Below are 21,692 nucleotides of genomic sequence, written 5' to 3' on the forward strand. Positions count from 1 at the left end.
TGAATGTGAAAAAATTATAACTAATATTGTAACAAATCAATAATTAACTAACCAAAAAATCAGAAAAATGAAATTTAAAAAAGTACTATTTTTTTGTATTTCGGCTCTTCTGTTTTCCTTTATCGGTTACGCCCAAAATATTACGGTGAGCGGTAAAGTTACTGACGAGACGGGTTTGCCGGTTCCGGGCACAACCGTAACAGTAAAAGGAACACAAACGGCGTCCTTGACGGATATCGACGGGAATTATCAAATTTCCGCTCCATCCAATGGAACGTTGGTGTATTCTTTTATAGGATACAAAACATTAGAGTTGGCAATTGCGGGCCAAACGACGGTGAATGCGAAGATGACATCGTCATCCGAAGCATTGGATGAAGTAGTCGTCGTAGGTTACGGCACACAAAAGAAAAGCGTCGTAACAGGTGCGATTTCCCAAGTCAAGGGTAAAGATTTGGAAGGTCAGCCAGTTACGCGTATTGAACAAACCTTGCAAGGTAGAACTTCGGGTGTTTACGTTGCGGCGAATGCAGGTCAACCTGGTTCTGCTGCAACAGTGCGTATCCGCGGTATAACTACTACGAACGACAGTAATCCATTGTATGTTGTCGATGGTATTATCGTAGATGCAAGCGGTGTGCAATACATCAATCAATACGATATCGAATCAATCGAAGTGCTTAAGGATGCGTCTGGATCCGTATACGGAACACGTGCAGGTAACGGTGTAATCCTGATCACCACCAAAAAAGGGAAATCGGGAAAAATCACGGTAAGCTACAACGGTTTTGCCGGCTTTTCTGAAGAAAGTCGTCGCGTAGGCCTTTTGAATGCCACGCAATATGCGACTTTGATGAACGAACGTTCGGTCAACGACGGTAACGGAATCAGATATGACAATCCTTCTTCTTTCGGAAGAGGAACTGATTGGCAGGATGTCATTTTCCAAAATGCCTCACGTGAATCGCACGATGTGAGTATTAGTGGAGGTACAGAGAATTCTCGATTCTATGCCTCTTTCAGCTTATTGGATCAGGAAGGAATCGTTCTTCCGTCCATTTCGCGTTACCAACGTAAAACGATCCGTTTGAACTCAGATCACAAAATCGGAAAATATGTTACGGTAGGTCAGACTGCTGCGTACTCGAACGAGAAAAACCTTGGCGTAGGAAACACAAACAGTGAATTTGGTGGTGCTTTGTCTTCTGCATTGAACCTTGATCCGCTTACTCCGCTAATCGTTACAGATCCTACGGTTATCAACGATCCGCAACAACCATACTCGACCCAAAACGGGATCTTTACCAATGCACAAGGATTTCCTTACGGAATTTCTCCGCTTGTGACAAACGAAATGTCGAACCCTTTGGCGTATGAGGCTTCACGTCAAGGCGGATATGGTTTCGCGGATAATTTCACGGGTAATGCCTTTGTCGAAATCGCACCTATCGAAGGTCTTAAATGGAGAACTTCTGCTGTTGGAAAACTGGCGTATTACGGCAATCAGTCGTTTACTCCTGAATATTATTTCAACAACGGGCCTCCGGGAAACAATGACACCAACAGATTGTCACGCACCAATGCGAGTAATTTTTCATGGAACGTAGAGAATACCATTACGTATTCAAAAACTATCCAGGATCATAACTTCAACATTCTCCTAGGTCAGGGAGCGTATGTGCAGGAAGGTGAAACAGGTCAAACGACTACTTATTTCGGACTTCCGGTAGATACTTGGCAGGAAGCGTCATTCAACTTCAATCTTCCCGACGCTCAAAAAACCACGAATGCCTACAGAGCAGCAGATAACAAAGTATCGTCGTTGTTTGCACGTCTTACATATGATTACAAAGGGCGTTACTTGTTGCAAGGATTCGTCCGTAGAGATGGTTCAACCCAATTCGGGGCGAACAAGAAATACGGAAATTTCCCGGCATTATCACTTGGTTGGGTTCCTAGCAAGGAATCATTCTGGCCAGAGAACAATATCGTAACTCAGTTGAAATTCCGCGCAAGCTGGGGTGTAACAGGTAACGACAGAATTGGGTCATTCGGTTATGCATCGTTGATCAGCGGTGGATTTAACTACACATTCGGTCCTACAGGAGCTCCAATTATCGTTACAGGTAGTACCATCACACGTCCGCCAAACCCAGACTTGGAGTGGGAAGAAACTACAAAGAAAAATATAGCTGCCGATATCACATTGTTCAGAGATCTAACGCTTACGGTTGATTTGTGGCGTAACAAAACCACAGGAATTTTGAAACCGTTCCCAATTCCGGGTTACGTAGGTCTTGACCAACCTTTGGCCAACTTGGGTGAGGTAATCAATAACGGTATTGATTTCGAACTTGGTTATCGCAAAAAACTAGGCGATTTCACGCTCGGATTCAACGGAAACATCTCTTTCTTCAAGAATGAAGTTACAGCCTTGTCTCCAAACATCGAATTTGAAACAACTGCCGGAGTACAATCTCTAGAAGGTGGTGTGCAACGCAATCAGGTCGGACACAGTGTAGGAGCATTCTACGGATTCCACCATTTGGGTATTTTCCAAAACCAAGCGCAAATCGACTCTTATGTAGGTGCCAGCGGATCCCCAATTCAACCGGATGCCCGTCCTGGTGACTTCATCTGGGAAGACGTAAACGGAGATGGATCGATTAGTGATGACGACCGTAAATTCATCGGAAAATCATTACCAGATTATACGTATGGCTTTACAGTGAGCTTGGAGTACAAGAATTTCGATTTGAATTTCATGGCTCAAGGAGCGGCTGGAAACCAGATTTTCAATGCGCTTAGAAGGCTTGAGTTGCAAGACGCTAACTTCCAGACGAATGCATTGAACCGTTGGACCGGTGAGGGAACGTCGAACACGTATCCGCGTTTGACAGCGGATGATCCAAACAAAAACTACTCACGTCCTTCAAACTTCTATCTTGAAAATGGTGATTATCTAAGACTTAAAACGACACAAATCGGTTATTCGCTTCCAAAAGACGTGATTGGCCAAGCGGGTCTGTCTAGAGTTCGTATCTACTTGATGGGTGAAAACTTAGTGACATTTACGAAGTATACAGGATATGATCCTGAGATTGGTAATGGTAACAACCCAGGCATCGACCGAGGTTATTATCCGCAAGCACGAAGCTATATGCTAGGTGTTAACTTACAATTTTAAAATTATTGACTATGAAAATGTCTAAAAGAAAAATTTTATTAGGATTTGCCGGAGTGGCACTCATTGCAGTAGGTTGCAGTGAAGATTTTATTTCAGAGACCCCGAAAGGGCAGTTCTTTGAGGAGAACTATTACACGAACGAAGAGCAAAGTTTCTCCGGATTGGTGGCTGTTTACGATGTGCTTCGAAAAAATTCGGGTGGATTCGAGAACATGATTACCATGATGAACGCAGGGTCAGATGACTTTTATGCTGGTGGTGGTAGTCCATCCGATGGAGCGGGGATCCATGGTTTCGATAACTTCACGATCAATGCATTGAACGTACCGAGAAGTTATTTCGGGGATTATTATCGTGGCATTGCACGCGCAAACTCATTGATTTTGAAACTACCGGATGCTCAGTTCAGCAACGAGGCGACAAGAGCGCGCTTTATGGCCGAAGCTCGCGTATTGAGAGCGTTTTATTATTTCCAATTGGTGAATCTTTTCGGAAATATTCCGCTCATTACCGAGCCGGTTAACACCGCGAATGCTTTCAACATTCCTCAGACTCCTAAAGAAGAGGTATATGCTTTCATCGAATCCGAAATTGCAGCTTCATTGAATGATTTGCCGATTACGCTTCCAAGTGCAGAACTTGGTCGTCTGACGCAAGGTTCGGCAAAAGCGATTTTGGGTAAAACGTATCTGTATGAAAGTAAGTGGGCAGAAGCTGCAGCTCAATTTGCAGATGTAAACGGCACGCCGGGAACAACTAGTATGTATGGTTATTCTTTGGTAGCTGATTTTGCAAGTTTGTGGAGTATCAACAATAAATTCAATTCAGAATCTATTCTTGAAGTCGCCCATACGAATTTGAGTAACGCAGGTTGGGGTAACTGGGGTTCTTCTTCAGACGAAGGAAATTCGGTCAACCAAATGGTAGGCCCTCGCGGATTTACAAGACCCGGTGGCTCACCTGTACCGTCTTATATTTCGGGATGGAGTTTCAATCCTGTGACAGAAGACCTTTACAACGCAATGGTAGGAGATCCGCGTTTTAGCGCGACCATCCTGGATATGCCGGCTCTTGTGGCTGCAGGTCAAGCCAACTATGCTCCAGCCGATCAAGATACAGGTTATTTCCTAAAGAAATTCATGCCTTTGACGTCTGAAAGCTCTACAGGAGGAGGAAATACAGAATTGAATTATCGCCAAAATACGTATTGGATCCGTTTGGCCGATACGTATCTTATGGAAGCCGAGGCTCTTGTCCATACAGGAAACACGGTTCGTGCGCAAGCATTGCTTGATGCGGTTCGTGCCCGCGTCGGCTTGACTCCGATTCCAATAAGCCTTGAGGCGGTATACCAAGAGCGTCGTTTGGAACTTGCGGGCGAAGGACAGCGTTTCTTTGACCTTGTGCGTACAAATAGGACAAACCTATTGGTTCCGGACGGTTTCGTTGTGGGTAAGAATGAAGTTCTTCCTTTGCCTTTCGAAGACATTTCCAATACATTGCTTGAGCAAAATCCTGGTTATTAATCTTTAATACATCATAGAATGAAAATCAATAAGTATATATATCCAGCCACTTTTGGACTTCTGGCCATGTTTTCGGCATGTACGCCTAATGAAGAAGATTCAAATGGTTTGACCAACGGGGAATTCGATGCCTCGTTTACCGTAAGTCAGGTTGACGGGTCTGTAAACCGTCTCCTTCTTAACGGAAGCACCGATGGGCTTACACATTCTTGGAATGGCGTTCAAGGAACCGATTCTAAAGTTGTATTTTTTCCATTGGCAGGTGATTACGAAGTGACGCACACGATTTGCGGAAAAGGCGGAGTCGATTGCGTATCTGCAACCCAAACCATAAATGTCCCTTCAGACGATCCGATCGCGTTCAACCGCATCGAAGGAGGTTCTTTCGATACGGCCGAAGATATCGCACAGTGGACAACGTTTCCAGCCAGCGTAAACGGCGCGGGATGGGTTTTTGAAAATGGCAAAGCGACATTTACCGGTACTCAGAACTGGGCACTCCAAAATCTTTATCAAACGATAGAGGTAGAAGCGGGCCATACGTATATGTTCGATATGACCGTTTCCGGACAAGGTTCAGACCAGACATATTTAGAATGGTATGCAGGTTACAATCCTCCTGTTGCGGGTGTAGATTATAACGAAGGAGGCCAAATTCTCGCCTTGAACACTTGGGCCGGATGTGCTACATCGCCTTTCCAAGGTCAACTTTCCGATGTTGGTTGCGGTGACACGATGCACGGTTTAAAGACTTTCGATCAGACCGGAACCGTATACGTTTTGGTTCGTACAGCTAGCGGGGTTGCAAGTTCCACTCCGTTTTCAATAACAATTGATAACGTAGAAGTACGAGCTATCAATTAATATTTTGTTTGGGTTAGTTTTAAATAGCCTGTATTCATTGCGATTACAGGCTATTTTTTCAAATTTCATCGCCAAAAGGCACACACAACTTCTTTTTCGGTGATCCGTCGCCGGCAACCAAATTTTCCAGAAATGAAAAAACCAATTTTATTGCTGATGCTGTCAGCCTTACCCGCCATTGCCTTTTCCCAAGTCGGCAAGAGCGCCACGGTCTACACGACGGCCGAAAACACGAACATGAGACTTGCCAAATCGGGAGAGGTCAGTTTTGGTCCTTCCAAGCAACCTCTGGAAACCGAAATCTGCGTTTTTGTAGAACCAAAGAAGACTTTCCAGTCGCTTTTGGGAATAGGTGGAGCGATTACCGATGCAAGTGCCGAAGTATTCGCCAAACTTTCACCTGACAAACAAAAAGAATTCGTCGATGCGTATTACAGCAAGGAAAACGGTATCGGATATTCACTTATCCGAACTAATATCCACAGTTGCGATTTCAGCAGCGGCAGTTACACGTATATCAAGGAAGGCGATAAAGAACTCAAGACGTTCAACATCGACCACGATCGAAAATACAGATTGCCATTGATCAAAAAAGCGTTGGCGACGGCTGGCAACGTGCCTTTGTACGTGAGTCCGTGGAGCCCGCCGGCATTTATGAAAGACAACAAAACCATGCTCAAAGGCGGCAAGCTCCTTCCTGAATACATGCAGCCATGGGCAAACTATTACGTAAAATACATCCAGGCACTCGAAAAAGAAGGCGTTCCCGTTTGGGGATTGTCGGTGCAAAACGAGCCGATGGCCACACAAATTTGGGAATCCTGCATTTTCACGGCCGAAGAGGAACGCGACTTTTTGAAGAATTTCCTCGGACCTACGATCAAAAAACAACTCGGAGACAAAAAAATCATCGTTTGGGACCACAACCGCGATTTGATGAACTACCGCGCCAACGTGATCTTCAACGATCCCGAAGCATCGCAATACGCATGGGGAATGGGCTTCCATTGGTACGAAACCTGGACTACCTATCAACCGTTGTTCAACAACGTACAAAAAGTAGCCGAGGCCTATCCGGATAAAAAACTCATATTCACCGAAGGTTGCGTAGAAAAATTCGATGCGGCCAAATATCAATTCTGGGCGAACGGCGAACGCTACGGCCTTCAAATGATCAACGATTTCAACAACGGAACCGTTGGCTGGACAGACTGGAACATCCTGTTGGATGAAAAAGGCGGACCGAACCACGTGGGCAACTTCTGTTTTGCTCCGATCCACGTCGATACGAAATCGGGCGATATCATTTACACACCATCGTATTACTACATCGGACATTTTTCGAAATTCATCCGTCCCGAAGCCAAAAGAGTTAGTACTGTCGTAAGCCGAAGCAACCTTTCGAGCACATCGTTCAGGAACGCCGATGGCAAAATGGTCACCGTGGTCATGAACCAAAGCGATGCCAAAGTAACGTATAACCTTATCGTGGAGAATTCCAAAACCGTTGTCGAGATCCCGGCTCACGCGATCCAGACAATCGTCTACTAAGACACACCTCTAAAAATCAAAAAGACAACGACAATGAAAAAAATGTTTAATCTGTTGCTGCTCGCGATGTCGGTTACGGCTTTTGGCCAATACGTACACCGCGATGGGCAACAAGTGATCGATCACAACGGACAACCCATCGTCTTTAGGGGAATGGGGCTCGGAGGTTGGATGGTCCAAGAGGGATACATGTTGCAGACCGATGCTTTTGCGGGTCCGCAGCACAAGATCCGTGAAAAAATAACGCAATTGGTAGGAACGGCCAACGCCGAAACTTTTTATCAGGCGTACCGCGACAATGGCGTCACCAAACGCGACATCGACTCGCTTAAAGCTTGGGGTTTCAATTCCGTGAGGCTTCCGATGCACTACAATTTGTATACGCTTCCGATCGAACAAGAAACCGGAGGTGGCAACACCTGGCTCGACGAAGGATTCGAACGTACCGATGCGTTGCTCGAGTGGTGTGCCCAAAACCAAATGTACCTGATTCTCGACATGCACGCCACACCGGGCGGACAAGGAAAAGACGCGAACATTTCCGATTACGACGCCACAAAACCGTCGCTTTGGGAAAGTGAAGCCAACAAGACCAAACTGATCGCGCTTTGGAGAAAGCTCGCCGACCGTTACAAAAACAGTCCGTGGATCGGAGGTTACGACCTTATCAACGAGCCGAACTGGGCGTTTACGGGAACCAACCAGAACGGTTGCGACGAAAACTCGAATGCGCCTTTGCGTCAGCTGTACATCCAGATCACGAACGCGATCCGCGAAGTAGATACGAACCACATGATCATCATCGAAGGCAACTGTTGGGGGAACAATTACAATGGCATGCTTTCTTCGAGCAACGGACTTTGGGATGCCAATATGGCTTTGAGTTTCCACAAGTACTGGAATTACAACACTCAGGGTTCTATCCAGGGAATTTTGAATCTTCGCACCACATACAACGTCCCGATTTGGCTAGGCGAAAGCGGTGAAAACTCGAACGTTTGGTTCAAGGATGCCATTTCGTTAGTGGAATCGAACAACATCGGATGGGCTTGGTGGCCGCTCAAAAAAATCGACAACATTGCCGGCCCGGCTTCGGTTACCAAAACGGCAGAATACCAAACCTTGCTCAACTATTGGCAAAACGGCGGTACGCAACCGACACAGACGTATGCGTTCAACGCGTTGATGCAAATTGCCGAGAATTATAAAATGCAGAACGTGACGTTGCATCCCGATGTGATCGACGCCATGTTCCGTCAAGTGCAGACCGCCGAAACCAAGAAATACAAGAACCACCCGCTTCCCGGAAAAGTTTTCGCGACCGAATTCGACATGGGGTACAACGGAGTCGCTTATTACGACAAAGATGTGGCCAATTACCGCACCGATACCGGAACTTTCGAGGCCTGGAACGAAGGTTGGGCCATGCGTAACGACGGTGTCGACATACAAGGTTGCTCCGATACGGTAAACAATGGTTTTCAAGTGGGTTGGACCGAAGACAACGAGTGGTTGACCTATTCGCTGACGGCGCCTTCGCTCATGGCTTACGACATCGACATCCGTTACAGCGGAAGCGGTAAATTGTATTTTGAAGATGCCGACGGCAAGATTTCCGAAACCATCACTTTGCCAAATACTGGAGGCTTTACCACTTTCCAGACCGTTACCGTTACCGATGTGTTGCTCAATGCAGGCGCGAATCACGTCAAAGTGTTTTTCGAGACCGGCGGTTTCAATTTCAACTGGTTCGAACTGAAAAATCCGCATGCCTCGACAGCTGCGGCGTTCAAGGTAATCGACGCGTCCACTTCTATTTTGGGCGATAAGGTCAACGTGATTTTCAACAAGCAACTGCAGACCGGAATCAATTTCGGGGTGAGTAACTTCACGTTGAAAGTCAATGGAAATACAGTTGCGACGACAGTAGCGTATTCGACTTCAGACAATAGCGCTCTTGTGTTTACGCCGGCAACCGCGATCAATCCGTCCGATGTCGTGACTTTGACGTATGCCGGAACCAATATCATCGCTACAGATGCGACTTCCCAAGCGGCCTTTACCAATAAGCCGGTTACCAACCGAGTCGGAAACATCCTCGGTATTTCAGGAACGGTCCAGGCCGAGCAATTCTATGCGAACAACGGGCTTCAACTCGAAACTACTTCCGATGTAGGCGGAGGTCAAAATATCGGATACACCGATGCCGGCGACTCTCTTGAATATCTCGTGAACATAGCAGCGACGGGAAACTACAACATCGAATACCGCGTTTCAGGCGAGAGCCAGACCGGTTCGGTTCTTTTGCAGCTTATCGCAGACGGTTCATCACAAGACGTGCAAACCATCAATTTCCCGCCGACAGGAGGCTGGCAGACCTGGCAAACGGTTCACGCCGATGCCATACTTCCCGCAGGCCGTTACATCCTTAAAGTCAATGTGGTCAATGCGGGTTTTAACTTGAATTGGATTAGGTTTACTTATCAACTGCCTGATACAGATGGAGACAATGTAAGCGACAACCTCGATTTGTGTCCGAATACGCCAGCCGGAGACGTCGTCGATTTCAACGGCTGTACGATTTTCAGTCTTGCGTCGAACAATTTTTCTGTGATGACAACGTCCGAAACCTGTCGCAGCTCAAACAACGGAAAAGTGTCGATTACCGCACAAGCCGATCACGATTACGTGGCTACGCTTACCGGAAGCGGCGTCAACCAGACCAATCCGTTTTCCGATTCGGCCACATTTTCGAATCTTGCAGCCGGAAATTATCAACTTTGCGTGACGTTGCCGATTGCGCCAACCTATCAGCAATGCTTCAACATCGCGATTTCGGAACCACAAGATTTGAGCGTGCTTTCTCGTGTGCTCGATGAAGATTTCAAACTTCGCATCAATCTTGAAGGCAGCAATACGTATAGAATCGAACTCAATGGTGTGCAATACCTCACCGACCAAAATTCTATCGTACTTGACCTTGTAGCCGGGAAAAACGACCTTGTCGTCAAGACGGACGCAGAATGCCAAGGTATTTACCGAGAAACGATCGTGATGAACGATGCGATTATCCTATATCCGAATCCAGTCAAACAAATGGTCTATGTCTCTTTGCCATCGGTCAAGGCCGGAAACGTATCGCTTGAGGTTTTTTCGATGCTCGGCAAAAGAGTGATCGTACAAAACCTGATGAGCCAGGACAGGTCGGTCGCATTCGACGCATCGCCTTTATCTGCCGGAACATATGCTGTCAAAGTCATTTCCGAAACCGGAACGTATAACAGTAAATTCGTCAAATTATGAAAGCGCGATATTTATTTTACGCATTGGCGTTCCTGGCGATTTCATGTGGCGACAGCGGAGGAGATGGAGACGGTTCGGGCGGTGCGCCTACAGCCGCGCTTCTCATAGGCCCGATCAACAATTCTGAATGTATTACGGGGACTTCGGTTTCGCCTACTCAATCATCGGTTACTTTCGAATGGAATCCGGCGCAAAACGCAGACGGCTATTTCCTTTATTTGAAAAACCTAGCTTCAGGTACAACGGCCCAATTCAATGTTGGCGCAAATGTGACGTATAGCACGACATTGCAAAAAGCGACACCTTATTCGTGGTATGTAAGTTCGCGAAAAGAAGGACAGACGTCGGTCTCGAGCCAGGTTTGGAAGTTCTACAATGCCGGAGACGGCGTGACCAATTACGCGCCTTTTCCTGCCGAAGCCGTATTTCCTGGAATGAGCGCCACGGTTGACGGGCCTCAAATTACCTTACAATGGTCTGCGGATGATGTAGATGACGATATAGTCGACTACAAAGTCTATTTCGGAACGGCTTCGAACCCGACGACCTTGTTGTCGACCGTAACCCAACCGCAATTGGCAAACGTAGCGGTAATCGCCGGGAATACGTATTACTGGAAAGTCGTCACCACAGACGCACAAGGCAACAATTCGAGTTCGCAGGTGTTCCAGTTCAAAGTTGATTAATACCCGTTTAAGTTAGATTTGTTAAAGACTCCCTTGATTGGGAGTTTTTTTTATGGCATTGGATCGATGACTTGGCGTCAGTCGAGTACGGTAAGCGTAATGTCGATGATGTCGTCAAAGAATTTTGGGTCGTCTGTAGATTTGGCCGATACGCGAATCCCTTTGACAACGTTCAAGATAAAACGCGCGAGCGCTTTGGCGTCTTTGTCGTTGGCGATTTCACCATCTTCCTGACCTTTTCGGATCGCTTTGAAGAAAGCATCTTCTATAAGTTGCTCATTTTTACAAATGATTTCCTTTACCTCGGTGTCGTGAGAAGCGACTTCGACTTCGGCATTGACCAGAAAGCAGCCCTTTGCCTGTTGTTCGTTCGAAATGTCCAACGTCACGAGTTCCAACAAACCTTTAATAGCTTCGCGCGCGGTTTTGGCATTCGAAACGATATTGCACATTTTGCCTGTGGACGAATTCTGGTAAAACTCCAACGCTTTTAAGTAAAGCGTGTGCTTGTCCACGAAAGTGTCGTAAAGGCTCGATCTGCTGATGCCCAAATGATCGACCAGTTCCTGCATGGACGTACCGTTGTAGCCCTTGTGCCAAAACAGGCAAACGGCCTTTGCGAGTACTTCTTCCTGATCGAAATCTTTAGTTCTTGCCATAATAGGAAATAGCTTTGCCTTTGGTGGGCAAAGCTATTCATTTTTTAAGAGAGTATGAATGGTCGCCCTTTATTTAGGAGCGAAAACGAATATCCGATTAACGGACGCCGCCGCTTGCGATGATCGTTTCTCCCGTAAGCCATCCGGAATCGTCCGAGGCGAGGAAAACGGCTACAGGTGCGATGTCGTTCGGTTGCCCGATGCGTCCCAGCGGTGTGGTGCTTTCGATTTGCGTCTGGAAATCGCTTCCGATGAAACCTGCTGTGTGTGTGCCTTCGGTTTCGACCATTCCAGGATTGATCGCGTTTACACGGATTTTTTTAGGTCCGAGTTCTTTGGACAATACTTGTGTGATCGAGTCTACCGCGCCTTTCGTTCCGGTGTAAACCGAACTTCCCGGAGGCGTGATACGCGTAACGGTCGAACTGATGTTGATGATGCTTCCGCCTTTGTCGCCAAAACCTTTCACGGCGCCTTGTGTGGCAAGCAAAAGCCCGAGTACGTTCGTGTTAAACTGACGATGGAATTCTTCGGCCGTTATTTCTTCGATCGTGCCGAATTGATACACACCTGCATTGTTGACCAGAATGTCGGCGTTCCCGAACGCTTTTTGGGTTTCGGCAAACAGTTTATCGACATCGTCTTTTTGGGCGACATCGCCTTGTATCGCAATGGCACGTCCGCCGTTTTTAATGATTTCGTCTACGACTTTGTCTGCACCAGCCTTAGAAGATGCATAATTGACTACGACGGCTGCGCCTTCCGAAGCCAAAGCTATGGCGATACTGGCACCGATTCCTTTAGAAGCTCCGGTCACGACAGCAACCTTGTTTGTGAGTTTTTTCATGTTTGATTGATTATTTAAATTTATATTGGAACAATCGTTCCGTAAAGGTAAATAGCAATACGGAACAATCGTTCCTAAATTAACATTGTTTTTGCTTTTGCTCATTCAAACGCTGGAAATCCTCATTGTATGTAAGAAAATACCACTCGTTTATTTAGATTACAATCACAACGACATATATCACATGAAAACATTTTTACTAAGTATTTCCGTATTGATCGGAATGACGGCTTCATCGCAGGATCTGGAATGGCAATGGGCCAAACGCGGAGGCGGTACAAAACCGTCCGCAGATGAAACCGAGACTTCTTTCGGATATGAAGGCGAGCAGATCATCGATATCGCCATAGATGCCGACAACAACTATTATTTTCTGGCATTCATCTCTCAAGACCATACGGAATTTGACGGAACGCCCGTCACGGTTTACAATACCCAGGTCATGAATACGGGCTACACCGATGTCGTCCTGATATCGACCGATTGTTCGGGTGAATTGAGATGGATTCAGACCATAGGCGGCGCGGACAGGGATTTTGCGTATAAAATCGTGCTCGACAACAACGGAGGTTTGTACCTGGGAGCGAGCGTCATCAATATTTCAGGACCCGGACAGCCTTATCTGCCGCCTCATTTCAGTCCCGACGACAGTATGCCGGTTTTGGGTGACTTCGGCAACGGCGAACCGCAACCCGGATACAAAACGTTGGCATTGCTCAAATACAATACGGACGACGGTTCGCTTGCGTGGCGCGTCATGCCGCAGGGCGATGTTACGCCTTACCTTCGGCATGGGAATATAAACGAAGTGGTGTTGGATTCCCAAGGTATATTGCACGTGCTTCTCGGATTCTATGCCGGAAGCCATCTGAACGGACAGATTACCGTTCCCGATACGTTTACCAACAAATACCAATATCATCTTGTAAAATTCGATACCGACGGGAATTTCATCAGCACGATGCCGTTGTCGCTCGAAGGCAAACTTTTGCAGAGCCATACCGATTTCAGGTACGATGAGGCCCTAGGACGTTATTATTTGGCTGGTTTTAGGAATAATGGAGGCGCAGATCCGTTGGTTGACTTGTCGTTTAATGGCGTGCCGTTTGTGCAACAAGCGTATATTTTGGCGTTCGGCACTTCGGGTAATGAAATTTGGCGAAAGGAAGTCAGTTCGAGTTCTTCATTTAAAGATGCTCAATTCCACGACATGGAAATTGACGGCGATTCGAATATTTATTTGTGCGGAAGATATCTTCTCGATCCGGCAAGCCCGAACGTGAGTATGAACGGTTACCAGTTTCCGAACGACATTGGCGCCAATCTCGCATTCGTGATGAAAATGAACGCGGATGGAAATGTGCAGTGGTTCAGGAAACCATCGGGATACACCACGAATTTCGGTATTTATACGGGAATGACTATTTGTCACGATCTCGTCGTGAATGGCGATGAGGTTGCGGTGGCGACCCAGGTTTCGAATGAAATTTGGGGTAGTATTGCGATCAACAGGCCTGTGAACCACAAAACCGATCCGGCGATTTTGCGTCTCGACAAAACCACGGGAACGCCGATTGCGGTAAATGACATCATGGGATATCCGAATTATGACGATGCTTTTACGTCCATTACGGTAGACAACGATGGAAATTACGTCGCTGGTGGCTATTTCCACTACGACATTTTTACGGCAGCGGACGACAATATACCTACTTTGGCGAAAGTTTTCGGACAAGCGATCTACACCGATTTTTTCATGTCGAAATTAGGTGCGAATCCTTGCGGCGAATTGGGAACGAAAGATTTGGTCAAAAACGAGATCCGCATGTTTCCGAATCCTGTGCATAATATCGTGAACATCCAAACCGATGAGCAGCTCGTAGGCTATCAAATATCGAATATGATAGGGCAGGTGGTGTTAAAAGGAAATCTGCTTGACGGAGAAAATAGTGTTGATGTAAGCGATCTGATGTCGGGTACATACATCATAAAACTTGAAACGGCCGAAGGAATGGCGATAAGTCGGAAAATTGTAAAGAAGTAATTGTTCTGTGAGGACGAAAATTTACAATCGAACAAAATGAAAATAAAAAAGCAAGACAAATGTCTTGCTTTTTTTGTGGGCGATGAGGGGTTCGAACCCCCGACCCCCTCGGTGTAAACGAGGTGCTCTGAACCAGCTGAGCTAATCGCCCTGTTGTCGCTTTCAGTATTGTTCCTGATTGCGGTTGCAAATATAGGATGGTTTTCTGGATATGCAAGCGAAAACGAAAAAAAATTACAAAATTTCTGCGACCACAAAAGTGCTTCCGCCGACATAGACGAAGTCGTTGCTACCGGCGTTTTCCAAGGCGGCTTGATAAGCTTCTGGAACAGAGTTGAATGTATTTCCGGTCAAACCGAAAGCAGCTGCTTCCGCTTTGAGAATGGCCTGGTCAAGCCCGCGCGGAATATTTGGCTTGCAAAAATAATAAATGGCATTTTTTGGAAAAATCGGCAGGATGTCGCCCAGATCTTTATCGTTCACGACGCCCAAAACGATGTGAAGTTTGTCGAAATTTTCATGAAAGATCTGTTTCATCACGATTTCCAGACCATGTCGGTTGTGCGCCGTATCGCAAATCACTTTGGGATTTTCGCCGATTTGTTGCCAACGTCCCATCAATCCCGTGTTTTTTACGACATTGAGGAAGCCGTCTTTTATATTGTTGTCCGAAATCGCGAATTTTCCCTGATTTTGGATCAAACGCAATGTGGCCAAAGCCGTTTTCTTGTTGCTGAACTGATAATCGCCTATCAAATCCGAAGGCCAATTTTCTTCGACGGTTTCAGAAGCGAATACGATTTTCGATACCGTTTCCTGTGCTTTGTGCGAAAACACCTTTTTCGTTTCGGGTGTAGTTTCTCCGATTACCACGGGAATTCCGGGTTTGATGATTCCGGCTTTTTCCGAAGCGATCGCCTGCAAAGTATCGCCTAAATACTGCACGTGATCGAATCCGATATTCGTGATTACAGAAACCAGAGGTGTTGCGATATTCGTCGAATCCAATCGTCCGCCCAAACCTGTTTCGATTATGGCGATATCGACGTTCTGCGCTACGAAATACTCGAATGCCAATCCGACCGACATCTCAAAAAAACTGAGGTTGTTGGCTTCGAAAAAAGCCCTGTGTTTCGCTATGAAGTCGATGATGTACTGCTCGGAGATTTCGTTCCCGTCAATTTTGATACGTTCGCGATAATCTTTCAAATGAGGTGAAGTGAAAAGTCCGGTCTTATAACCCGATTGTTGAAAAACCGACGCGAGCAGGTGAGAAGTCGAGCCTTTCCCGTTTGTTCCCGCTACATGGATGCACGTGAGTTTTTTTTCGGGATGACCGAGGTATTCGGCAAGCAAATGCGTGTTGGTCAAATCCTTGCGGAAAGCTGAAGCGCCTTGGGTTTGGTACATAGGCAATTGGTTGAACATCCAATCGACCGTTTGCTGATATGTCATGTGTGATGCAAAAAAAAGACGGAGGTTAGTCCGTCAATTTGAAACTGTAAATGATTTTTCCTATTTGTGTTTCGGGAGCATCGTTGTCGGGCTCCCATTTGGTGTCGAGCGCGGCTCTTTCGGCTTGATCCGCTAGACATCGTGCGCCGTTAGTAGTTCCACGGTCACCGGCTTGGGCGCGCGTTACTTTTCCGTTTCGGTCAACCCAGATTTTGACGGCGACTTGACCTTCTTCGTTACAAGTATATGCTGGTTTTGGTTTGCTTTGTGCTTTTCTGTTGCCTAGAAAATAATTTCCCGGACCGTTTCCATTTCCGCGCCCACTTCCGCTTCCACCACCATATCCAGAGCCAGAACCGATGCCTTCGCCTGTTCCTTGTCCGCCGCCTTTACCGCCGCCGCTTCCGCCGCCGCCGTTATATCCGTTCGAATACGGGTCGCCGTTGGCTTTACCTTTGTTGCCTGCGCGATTGTCGTTTCCGTCGCCTCCGGTGCTAGTGCCGTTAAGCAAATCCGAAATGGCGTTCGTAGTCGCTTTCGAGGGTTTCGGAGCAGGTTTCTCGACCGGTTTTAGCGGTTCTTCCTTTTTGGGTTTTTCTGTCGTTTTTTTCGTTTCGGCTACAACCGGTGCGTCGTCAAGGTCGCTCGCGAGGATTTCACTCGATGACGCTTTTGGCTGAGGTGCGGCTTTTGCCGTTTGCTTTACGGGCTCAAGGTTCTTGAAATCGTCACCCATACCGTAATCGCTGTCGCCGAAATTCACGGCCACATCGCCACCGCCGCCACCGCCTTCTTCCATAAGTTCCGGATTCAGGATCATCGAATCGGTAAAACGGATCAAAAACAGCGTCAGGAACATCAAAACGAAAAGGATCGAAGTGATGCCTAACGACTTTTTCTGGTTATTCGTCATGCTGATTGCCATAGCTTTATTGTTAGTCCTAATAACGAAAATAGCAAAAATAAATTGCTTCAGACGAGTTGCTTGAGCGCTATCTCGAACGCACGCGCGCTGATTCCGGTTTTGGAATCGCTTGACTGGTGCGTTTTCTCGAGTCCTTTTCGGATGGTTTTCGAGATGTCGGCAAAAATCGCCTCGTCGGTCATTTGTACGCGTTTTTCCATGAAATAAGCGAATACGCGAGCCATTCCGCAGTTGGAAATGAAATCGGGCACAAGGCTTACTTTGCTGTCTACGTTCTCCATAATCGGGCCAAAAAAGATTTCCTTGTCGGCAAAAGGCACATTCGCCCCGCAAGAGATCACTTCGAGTCCCTTCGCTGCCATTTTGTCGACCTGTTCCTGGGTGACCAAGCGTGACGCGGCACATGGCGTGAAGATTTCGGCTCCGATTTCCCAAACTTTTTCATTGAGTTCGGCAAACGGGATCATATTGTCCGCAACGAGTTTGTTTCCGTCTTTGTTGAGGAAAAGCTTGGTGATTTCTTCGTACGAGAATCCTTCGGGGTTCAAAAGTCCGCCGTCGCGATCGATGATTCCGACTACTTTCACACCCATTTCTGCCAAATAGAAAGCCGCAGCCGAACCTACGTTTCCGAAACCTTGCACGATGGCTCTTTTCCCTTTGATTTCTCCGCCGTAAATGTCGTAGAAATGACGCACGGCTTCGGCGACTCCGTAACCTGTAATCATGTCGGCGACGGTGTATTTGCGCGCCACATCGGGAGAGAATTTAGGATTTTCGATTACCTTGATCACGCCTTGGCGCAATTGTCCGATGCGGTTGATCTTGTCGGCTTCGGTCGGTTTGAAATGGCCGTTGAACACGCCTTCCTGCGGATGCCAAACGCCGCATTCCTCGGTCATCGGGATCACTTCGTGGATTTCGTCTACGTTCAAATCGCCTCCGGTGCCGTAATAGCTTTTCAAAAGTGGCGATACCGCTTTGTACCAACGGCGCAACACTTCGTCTTTTCTCGGATCGTTCGGGTCAAAATTGATTCCCGATTTCGCGCCTCCGATTGCCGGGCCCGAAACCGTAAATTTCACTTCCATCGTCTTGGCAAGCGAAAGTACTTCGTTCATATCGAGGCCTTTTCGCATACGGGTTCCGCCACCGGCCGCACCGCCTCGAAGCGAGTTGATGACCGTCCATCCTTCGGCGTCGGTTTCAGAATCTTTCCAGTTGAATACGATTTCAGGATTTTTATTCTCGAATTTCTTGAGTAGCTCTTTCATTATGGTTGTAGTTGTAAAAGTTGGGCAAATATAGATGTTTCAGTATTTAATTTTCGTAGGATTTCCCTGAGCTGTGGTCGCGTTTGGCACCTGTGACGCTGGCTAATACATTGGTTTCGTTGCGCATTTTAAGCACACCGAGTAATGCGAAAATCAGCGCTTCCTTAAACTCCAGGATTTTCTTTTCGGGGATTTCGATTTTGATCTGCGGCAGTTGTTCCTGCATACGCGAGATCAAAAAACGATTGTAGGCGCCGCCTCCGGTTGCCAACAATTTCCCGCTTTTTTTGGGCAAGGCCGATGCGATCTGGACGGCGATATGCTCCGTAAAAGTGCGCAGTTTGTCTATATCGGAAACGTCAAAAGATTCGATCAGCGGCAAAACAGTATTCTTCACGAATTCGAACCCAAGCGATTTCGGAAACGATTGTCGATAGTACGCCAGATTGTTAAGGCTTGACAACAGTTCATGGTCGATTTTTCCCGATTCGGCAAGCTTTCCTTTATCGTCATACTCAAATCCGAGCCGGTTCGCATAGAAATTGAGTACGGTGTTAACGGGTGAAATGTCGAACGCAAGCCGCAAGCCGTGGTTTTCGAATGAGACGTTCGAGAATCCGCCAAGGTTGAGGCAATAATCGTAATCCGAAAACAGAATCCTGTCGCCAATCGGAACCAAAGGCGCGCCTTGTCCGCCAAGAGCGACGTCCTCGACACGGAAATCGCAAATCACTTTTTGACCCGCAATCTTCGCGATTTTGGGCAAATTCCCGATCTGTAAAGTGAATCCGTTATGCGGTTGGTGCAAAATCGTGTGGCCGTGCGAACAAACGGCGTCAAGATTCCCGATGCCGTGTTTTTCGATAAAACCGCGAATCGTTTCTCCTAATAATATAGTGTAGTCCGAATTGAGTTTTTCGAGTTCATCTTTGTGGAAATTGACCGCGATCTTGAGTTTTTGTAACCAAGCGTCCGAATAGGAGATCGTTTGCGATTCCTCGATGTCGAATGTCCAATTTCCGTCTGAAACCTCAAAAACGACATGAGCCAAATCGATACCGTCGAGAGAGGTTCCCGACATGACTCCGATAACGTTGTAGGATTCTTTTGGCACGCGTCAAAATTAAGGATTGCGATTGAGAATTTCCCAATTAAAAATTTATCTTTGGGCAAATTTTTACACAAACTTTAATTTTTATTTACTGTTGTTATGGATTTTAATCTAACCGAAGAACATTTGATGATTCAGCAAGCGGCCCGCGACTTTGCCCAAAACGAGTTGCTTCCGGGTGTGATCGAAAGGGACGAAAAACAGCAATTTCCGACCGAACAGATCAAAAAAATGGGCGAGCTAGGCTTCCTGGGCATGATGGTCGATCCGAAATACGGCGGCAGCGGACTCGACACGATTTCGTATGCGCTCGCGATGGAGGAAATCTCTAAGGTCGACGCCTCGGCTTCGGTTGTGATGTCCGTAAACAACTCTTTGGTTTGCTGGGGTTTGCAAACATTCGGAACCGAAGAGCAGAAACAAAAATACCTGACCAAACTCGCGACGGGCGAAATCATCGGTGCGTTCTGTCTTTCTGAGCCGGAAGCCGGATCGGACGCGACTTCACAAAGAACTACAGCCATCGACAAAGGCGACCATTACCTGCTAAACGGTACCAAAAACTGGATTACGAACGGAAGTACGGCTTCGGTTTATCTGGTGATCGCCCAAACCGATGTAGATAAAAAACACAAAGGCATCAACGCGTTGATCGTAGAGAAAGGCATGCCCGGATTCGAGATCGGCCCCAAAGAACAAAAACTCGGCATCCGCGGAAGCGACACGCATTCGTTGATGTTCACCGACGTGAAAGTCCCGAAAGAGAACCGCATCGGTGAAGATGGTTTCGGATTCACGTTCGCGATGAAAACCCTTGCGGGCGGACGTATCGGAATCGCATCACAGGCTTTGGGAATCGCTTCCGGAGCTTACGAGTTGGCACTTAAATATTCGAAAGAGAGAAAAGCGTTCGGCAAAGAGATTTCACAACACCAGGCGATCGCATTCAAATTGGCCGATATGGCTACGGAAATCGAAGCGGCGCGTTTCCTTGTCCTCAAATCGGCTTGGGACAAAGACCAACACAAAAACTACGACTTGAGCGGTGCGATGGCAAAATTGTACGCATCTCAAGTGGCTATGGATACGACGATCGAAGCCGTCCAAATCCACGGAGGAAATGGTTATGTCAAGGAATATCACGTGGAGCGTTTGATGCGCGATGCGAAAATCACACAGATTTACGAAGGAACTTCAGAAATCCAGAAAATCGTGATTTCCAGAAGTATACTTACCCAATAACGCATTTGCTTGCGAATTTTTTAAGGCTGCCTAAAAAGGCTGCCTTTTTTTTAACATTTTTCTATGTTAAACCGCCGCAACCAAAAGCGCTAAGCTGAATCTACGTGGTGTAAACCGAGGCGAAAATTGGCTGATTCGCTTTCAGTTTCTGCCCGATAGCTGTAATTTTGACAGATAAAATGCTCAGAAAGAACAACTTTACATCATCGGGAAAATGTCTAACCCAATTTGAAGTTATGAAATTCAGGATTTTCAGAAATTTATTTTTAGCCGTTGCCGCAATTTTTACCATATCATCGTGTAGTATCGACGATGACGGTACATATTACTATGATAATGCCGCCCATGGGATCATCGGCAACGCAAGTCCTAACTCGGGCGATCTGTATTTTTTTGCAGACAGCAATCAGGTGAACATGAACGGGCTTAATTACGGAAGCGCTGTCGGATACTACAATTTTTATCCGGGCGACCGCGTACTGACGCTTAAAAACGGAAATGGTGTCGTTCTTGACACATACGAAATCAGTCTCGCCATCGGCAATTTCTTTTCGGCTTTTGCGGTCAATACGTTCGACAATGTAGAATTGGTGGTATATCAGGATGTGTTGGCAAAACCTGCCGGAGGAAATGCGCGTGTGCGATTCATCAACCTTTCTCCGGATGCCGAAGGAATCGATGTTTTCGACAATAGCGTAGAATTGACCTCGGGACTTACGTTCAAACAGGCGACGCCTTTTATGGAATTGCCTGCCGGAAATTACGATTTCGACTTCAGGCTTTCTGCCGACGATTCGCACTTGTACACCAAAACGGTCAGCCTGCATTCAGGTAGGATTTACACTATTTACACCAAAGGCTTTGTGACGCCCGAAACCGGAAGCAACGATACGTTTTCGGCCGAAGGGATTTACAATTACTAGATTATGTTTTGTTTTAATGCGGCCTCATCCGGAATTTTCGGGTGAGGCTTTTTTTATGCTTTTCCAGCTTTTTTGACGTTAAAGACTTATCGCAA

Annotated in this window: 15 protein-coding genes and 1 tRNA gene; 9 read left to right on the forward strand and 7 right to left on the reverse strand. The window is 46.7% G+C overall.

Translation table 11 applies throughout. The features are described from left to right. Positions 1-67 precede the first annotated feature (67 nt). The 6 genes from HZF10_RS07430 (at position 68) to HZF10_RS07455 (ending at position 11,117) form a co-directional block, all read left to right on the forward strand. Positions 68-3,187: a SusC/RagA family TonB-linked outer membrane protein gene (locus tag HZF10_RS07430; RefSeq protein WP_176005569.1), complete on the forward strand. Its 3,120-nt coding sequence runs from the start codon at positions 68-70 to the stop codon at positions 3,185-3,187. Between the two features lie 11 nt (positions 3,188-3,198). After that, positions 3,199-4,713, forward strand: a complete 1,515-nt coding sequence (locus HZF10_RS07435) for a RagB/SusD family nutrient uptake outer membrane protein (RefSeq protein WP_176005570.1) — start codon at positions 3,199-3,201, stop codon at positions 4,711-4,713. A gap of 18 nt (positions 4,714-4,731) precedes the next feature. Beyond that, the gene (locus HZF10_RS07440; RefSeq protein WP_176005571.1) at positions 4,732-5,577 is read left to right on the forward strand and encodes a hypothetical protein; all 846 of its coding nucleotides are present in this window, start codon (positions 4,732-4,734) and stop codon (positions 5,575-5,577) included. 132 nt (positions 5,578-5,709) lie between these two features. Beyond that, positions 5,710-7,128 (forward strand): glycoside hydrolase family 30 protein, encoded by a 1,419-nt coding sequence (locus HZF10_RS07445; RefSeq protein ID WP_176005572.1) that lies wholly within the window; start codon positions 5,710-5,712, stop codon positions 7,126-7,128. A 33-nt stretch (positions 7,129-7,161) separates the two neighbouring features. Further along, on the forward strand, positions 7,162-10,431 hold the full coding sequence (locus HZF10_RS07450; protein WP_176005573.1) for a carbohydrate-binding protein: 3,270 nt from the start codon (positions 7,162-7,164) through the stop codon (positions 10,429-10,431). Further along, positions 10,428-11,117, forward strand: coding sequence for a fibronectin type III domain-containing protein (locus HZF10_RS07455; RefSeq protein WP_176005574.1), 690 nt, complete (start codon positions 10,428-10,430; stop codon positions 11,115-11,117). Before HZF10_RS07450 ends, HZF10_RS07455 begins: the two co-directional genes overlap by 4 nt. Before the next feature lie 77 nt (positions 11,118-11,194). Here HZF10_RS07455 and HZF10_RS07460 read toward each other — a convergent pair whose 3' ends face one another. Together HZF10_RS07460 and HZF10_RS07465 are read right to left on the reverse strand one after the other, a co-directional pair. After that, positions 11,195-11,776 carry a TetR/AcrR family transcriptional regulator gene (locus HZF10_RS07460; RefSeq protein ID WP_176005575.1) on the reverse strand — a complete coding sequence of 194 codons (582 nt, stop codon included), beginning with the start codon at positions 11,774-11,776 and terminating at the stop codon, positions 11,195-11,197. 97 nt (positions 11,777-11,873) lie between these two features. After that, on the reverse strand, positions 11,874-12,623 hold the full coding sequence (locus HZF10_RS07465) for an SDR family NAD(P)-dependent oxidoreductase (RefSeq protein ID WP_176005576.1): 750 nt from the start codon (positions 12,621-12,623) through the stop codon (positions 11,874-11,876). Positions 12,624-12,807: 184 nt separating this feature from the next. Between HZF10_RS07465 and HZF10_RS07470 the strand changes: the two genes are divergently transcribed. Further along, positions 12,808-14,667 carry a T9SS type A sorting domain-containing protein gene (locus tag HZF10_RS07470; protein WP_176005577.1) on the forward strand — a complete coding sequence of 620 codons (1,860 nt, stop codon included), beginning with the start codon at positions 12,808-12,810 and terminating at the stop codon, positions 14,665-14,667. Positions 14,668-14,743: 76 nt separating this feature from the next. Here HZF10_RS07470 and HZF10_RS07475 read toward each other — a convergent pair. The 5 genes from HZF10_RS07475 to HZF10_RS07495 all read right to left on the reverse strand — a co-directional run bounded on the left by HZF10_RS07475 (position 14,744) and on the right by HZF10_RS07495 (position 19,435). Further along, positions 14,744-14,818 (reverse strand) — tRNA-Val (locus tag HZF10_RS07475). A gap of 83 nt (positions 14,819-14,901) precedes the next feature. Then, on the reverse strand, positions 14,902-16,122 hold the full coding sequence (locus tag HZF10_RS07480) for a bifunctional folylpolyglutamate synthase/dihydrofolate synthase (protein WP_176005578.1): 1,221 nt from the start codon (positions 16,120-16,122) through the stop codon (positions 14,902-14,904). Positions 16,123-16,147: 25 nt separating this feature from the next. Then, entirely contained in the window at positions 16,148-17,047 is a 900-nt protein-coding gene (locus HZF10_RS07485) for an energy transducer TonB (RefSeq protein ID WP_176005579.1), read from the reverse strand. 47 nt (positions 17,048-17,094) lie between these two features. Beyond that, positions 17,095-18,321, reverse strand: a complete 1,227-nt coding sequence (locus HZF10_RS07490; protein WP_176005580.1) for a Glu/Leu/Phe/Val dehydrogenase dimerization domain-containing protein — start codon at positions 18,319-18,321, stop codon at positions 17,095-17,097. 46 nt (positions 18,322-18,367) lie between these two features. Next, on the reverse strand, positions 18,368-19,435 hold the full coding sequence (locus HZF10_RS07495; RefSeq protein ID WP_176005581.1) for an anhydro-N-acetylmuramic acid kinase: 1,068 nt from the start codon (positions 19,433-19,435) through the stop codon (positions 18,368-18,370). A 96-nt stretch (positions 19,436-19,531) separates the two neighbouring features. Here HZF10_RS07495 and HZF10_RS07500 point away from each other — a divergent pair, with 96 nt between their 5' ends. Continuing rightward, entirely contained in the window at positions 19,532-20,674 is a 1,143-nt protein-coding gene (locus HZF10_RS07500) for an acyl-CoA dehydrogenase (protein WP_176005582.1), read from the forward strand. Positions 20,675-20,910: 236 nt separating this feature from the next. Next, on the forward strand, positions 20,911-21,597 hold the full coding sequence (locus HZF10_RS07505; protein WP_176005583.1) for a DUF4397 domain-containing protein: 687 nt from the start codon (positions 20,911-20,913) through the stop codon (positions 21,595-21,597). Positions 21,598-21,692: the final 95 nt, after the last annotated feature.

Origin of the sequence: Flavobacterium agri (genome assembly GCF_013401995.1) — a bacterium.
GTDB lineage: Bacteria > Bacteroidota > Bacteroidia > Flavobacteriales > Flavobacteriaceae > Flavobacterium > Flavobacterium agri.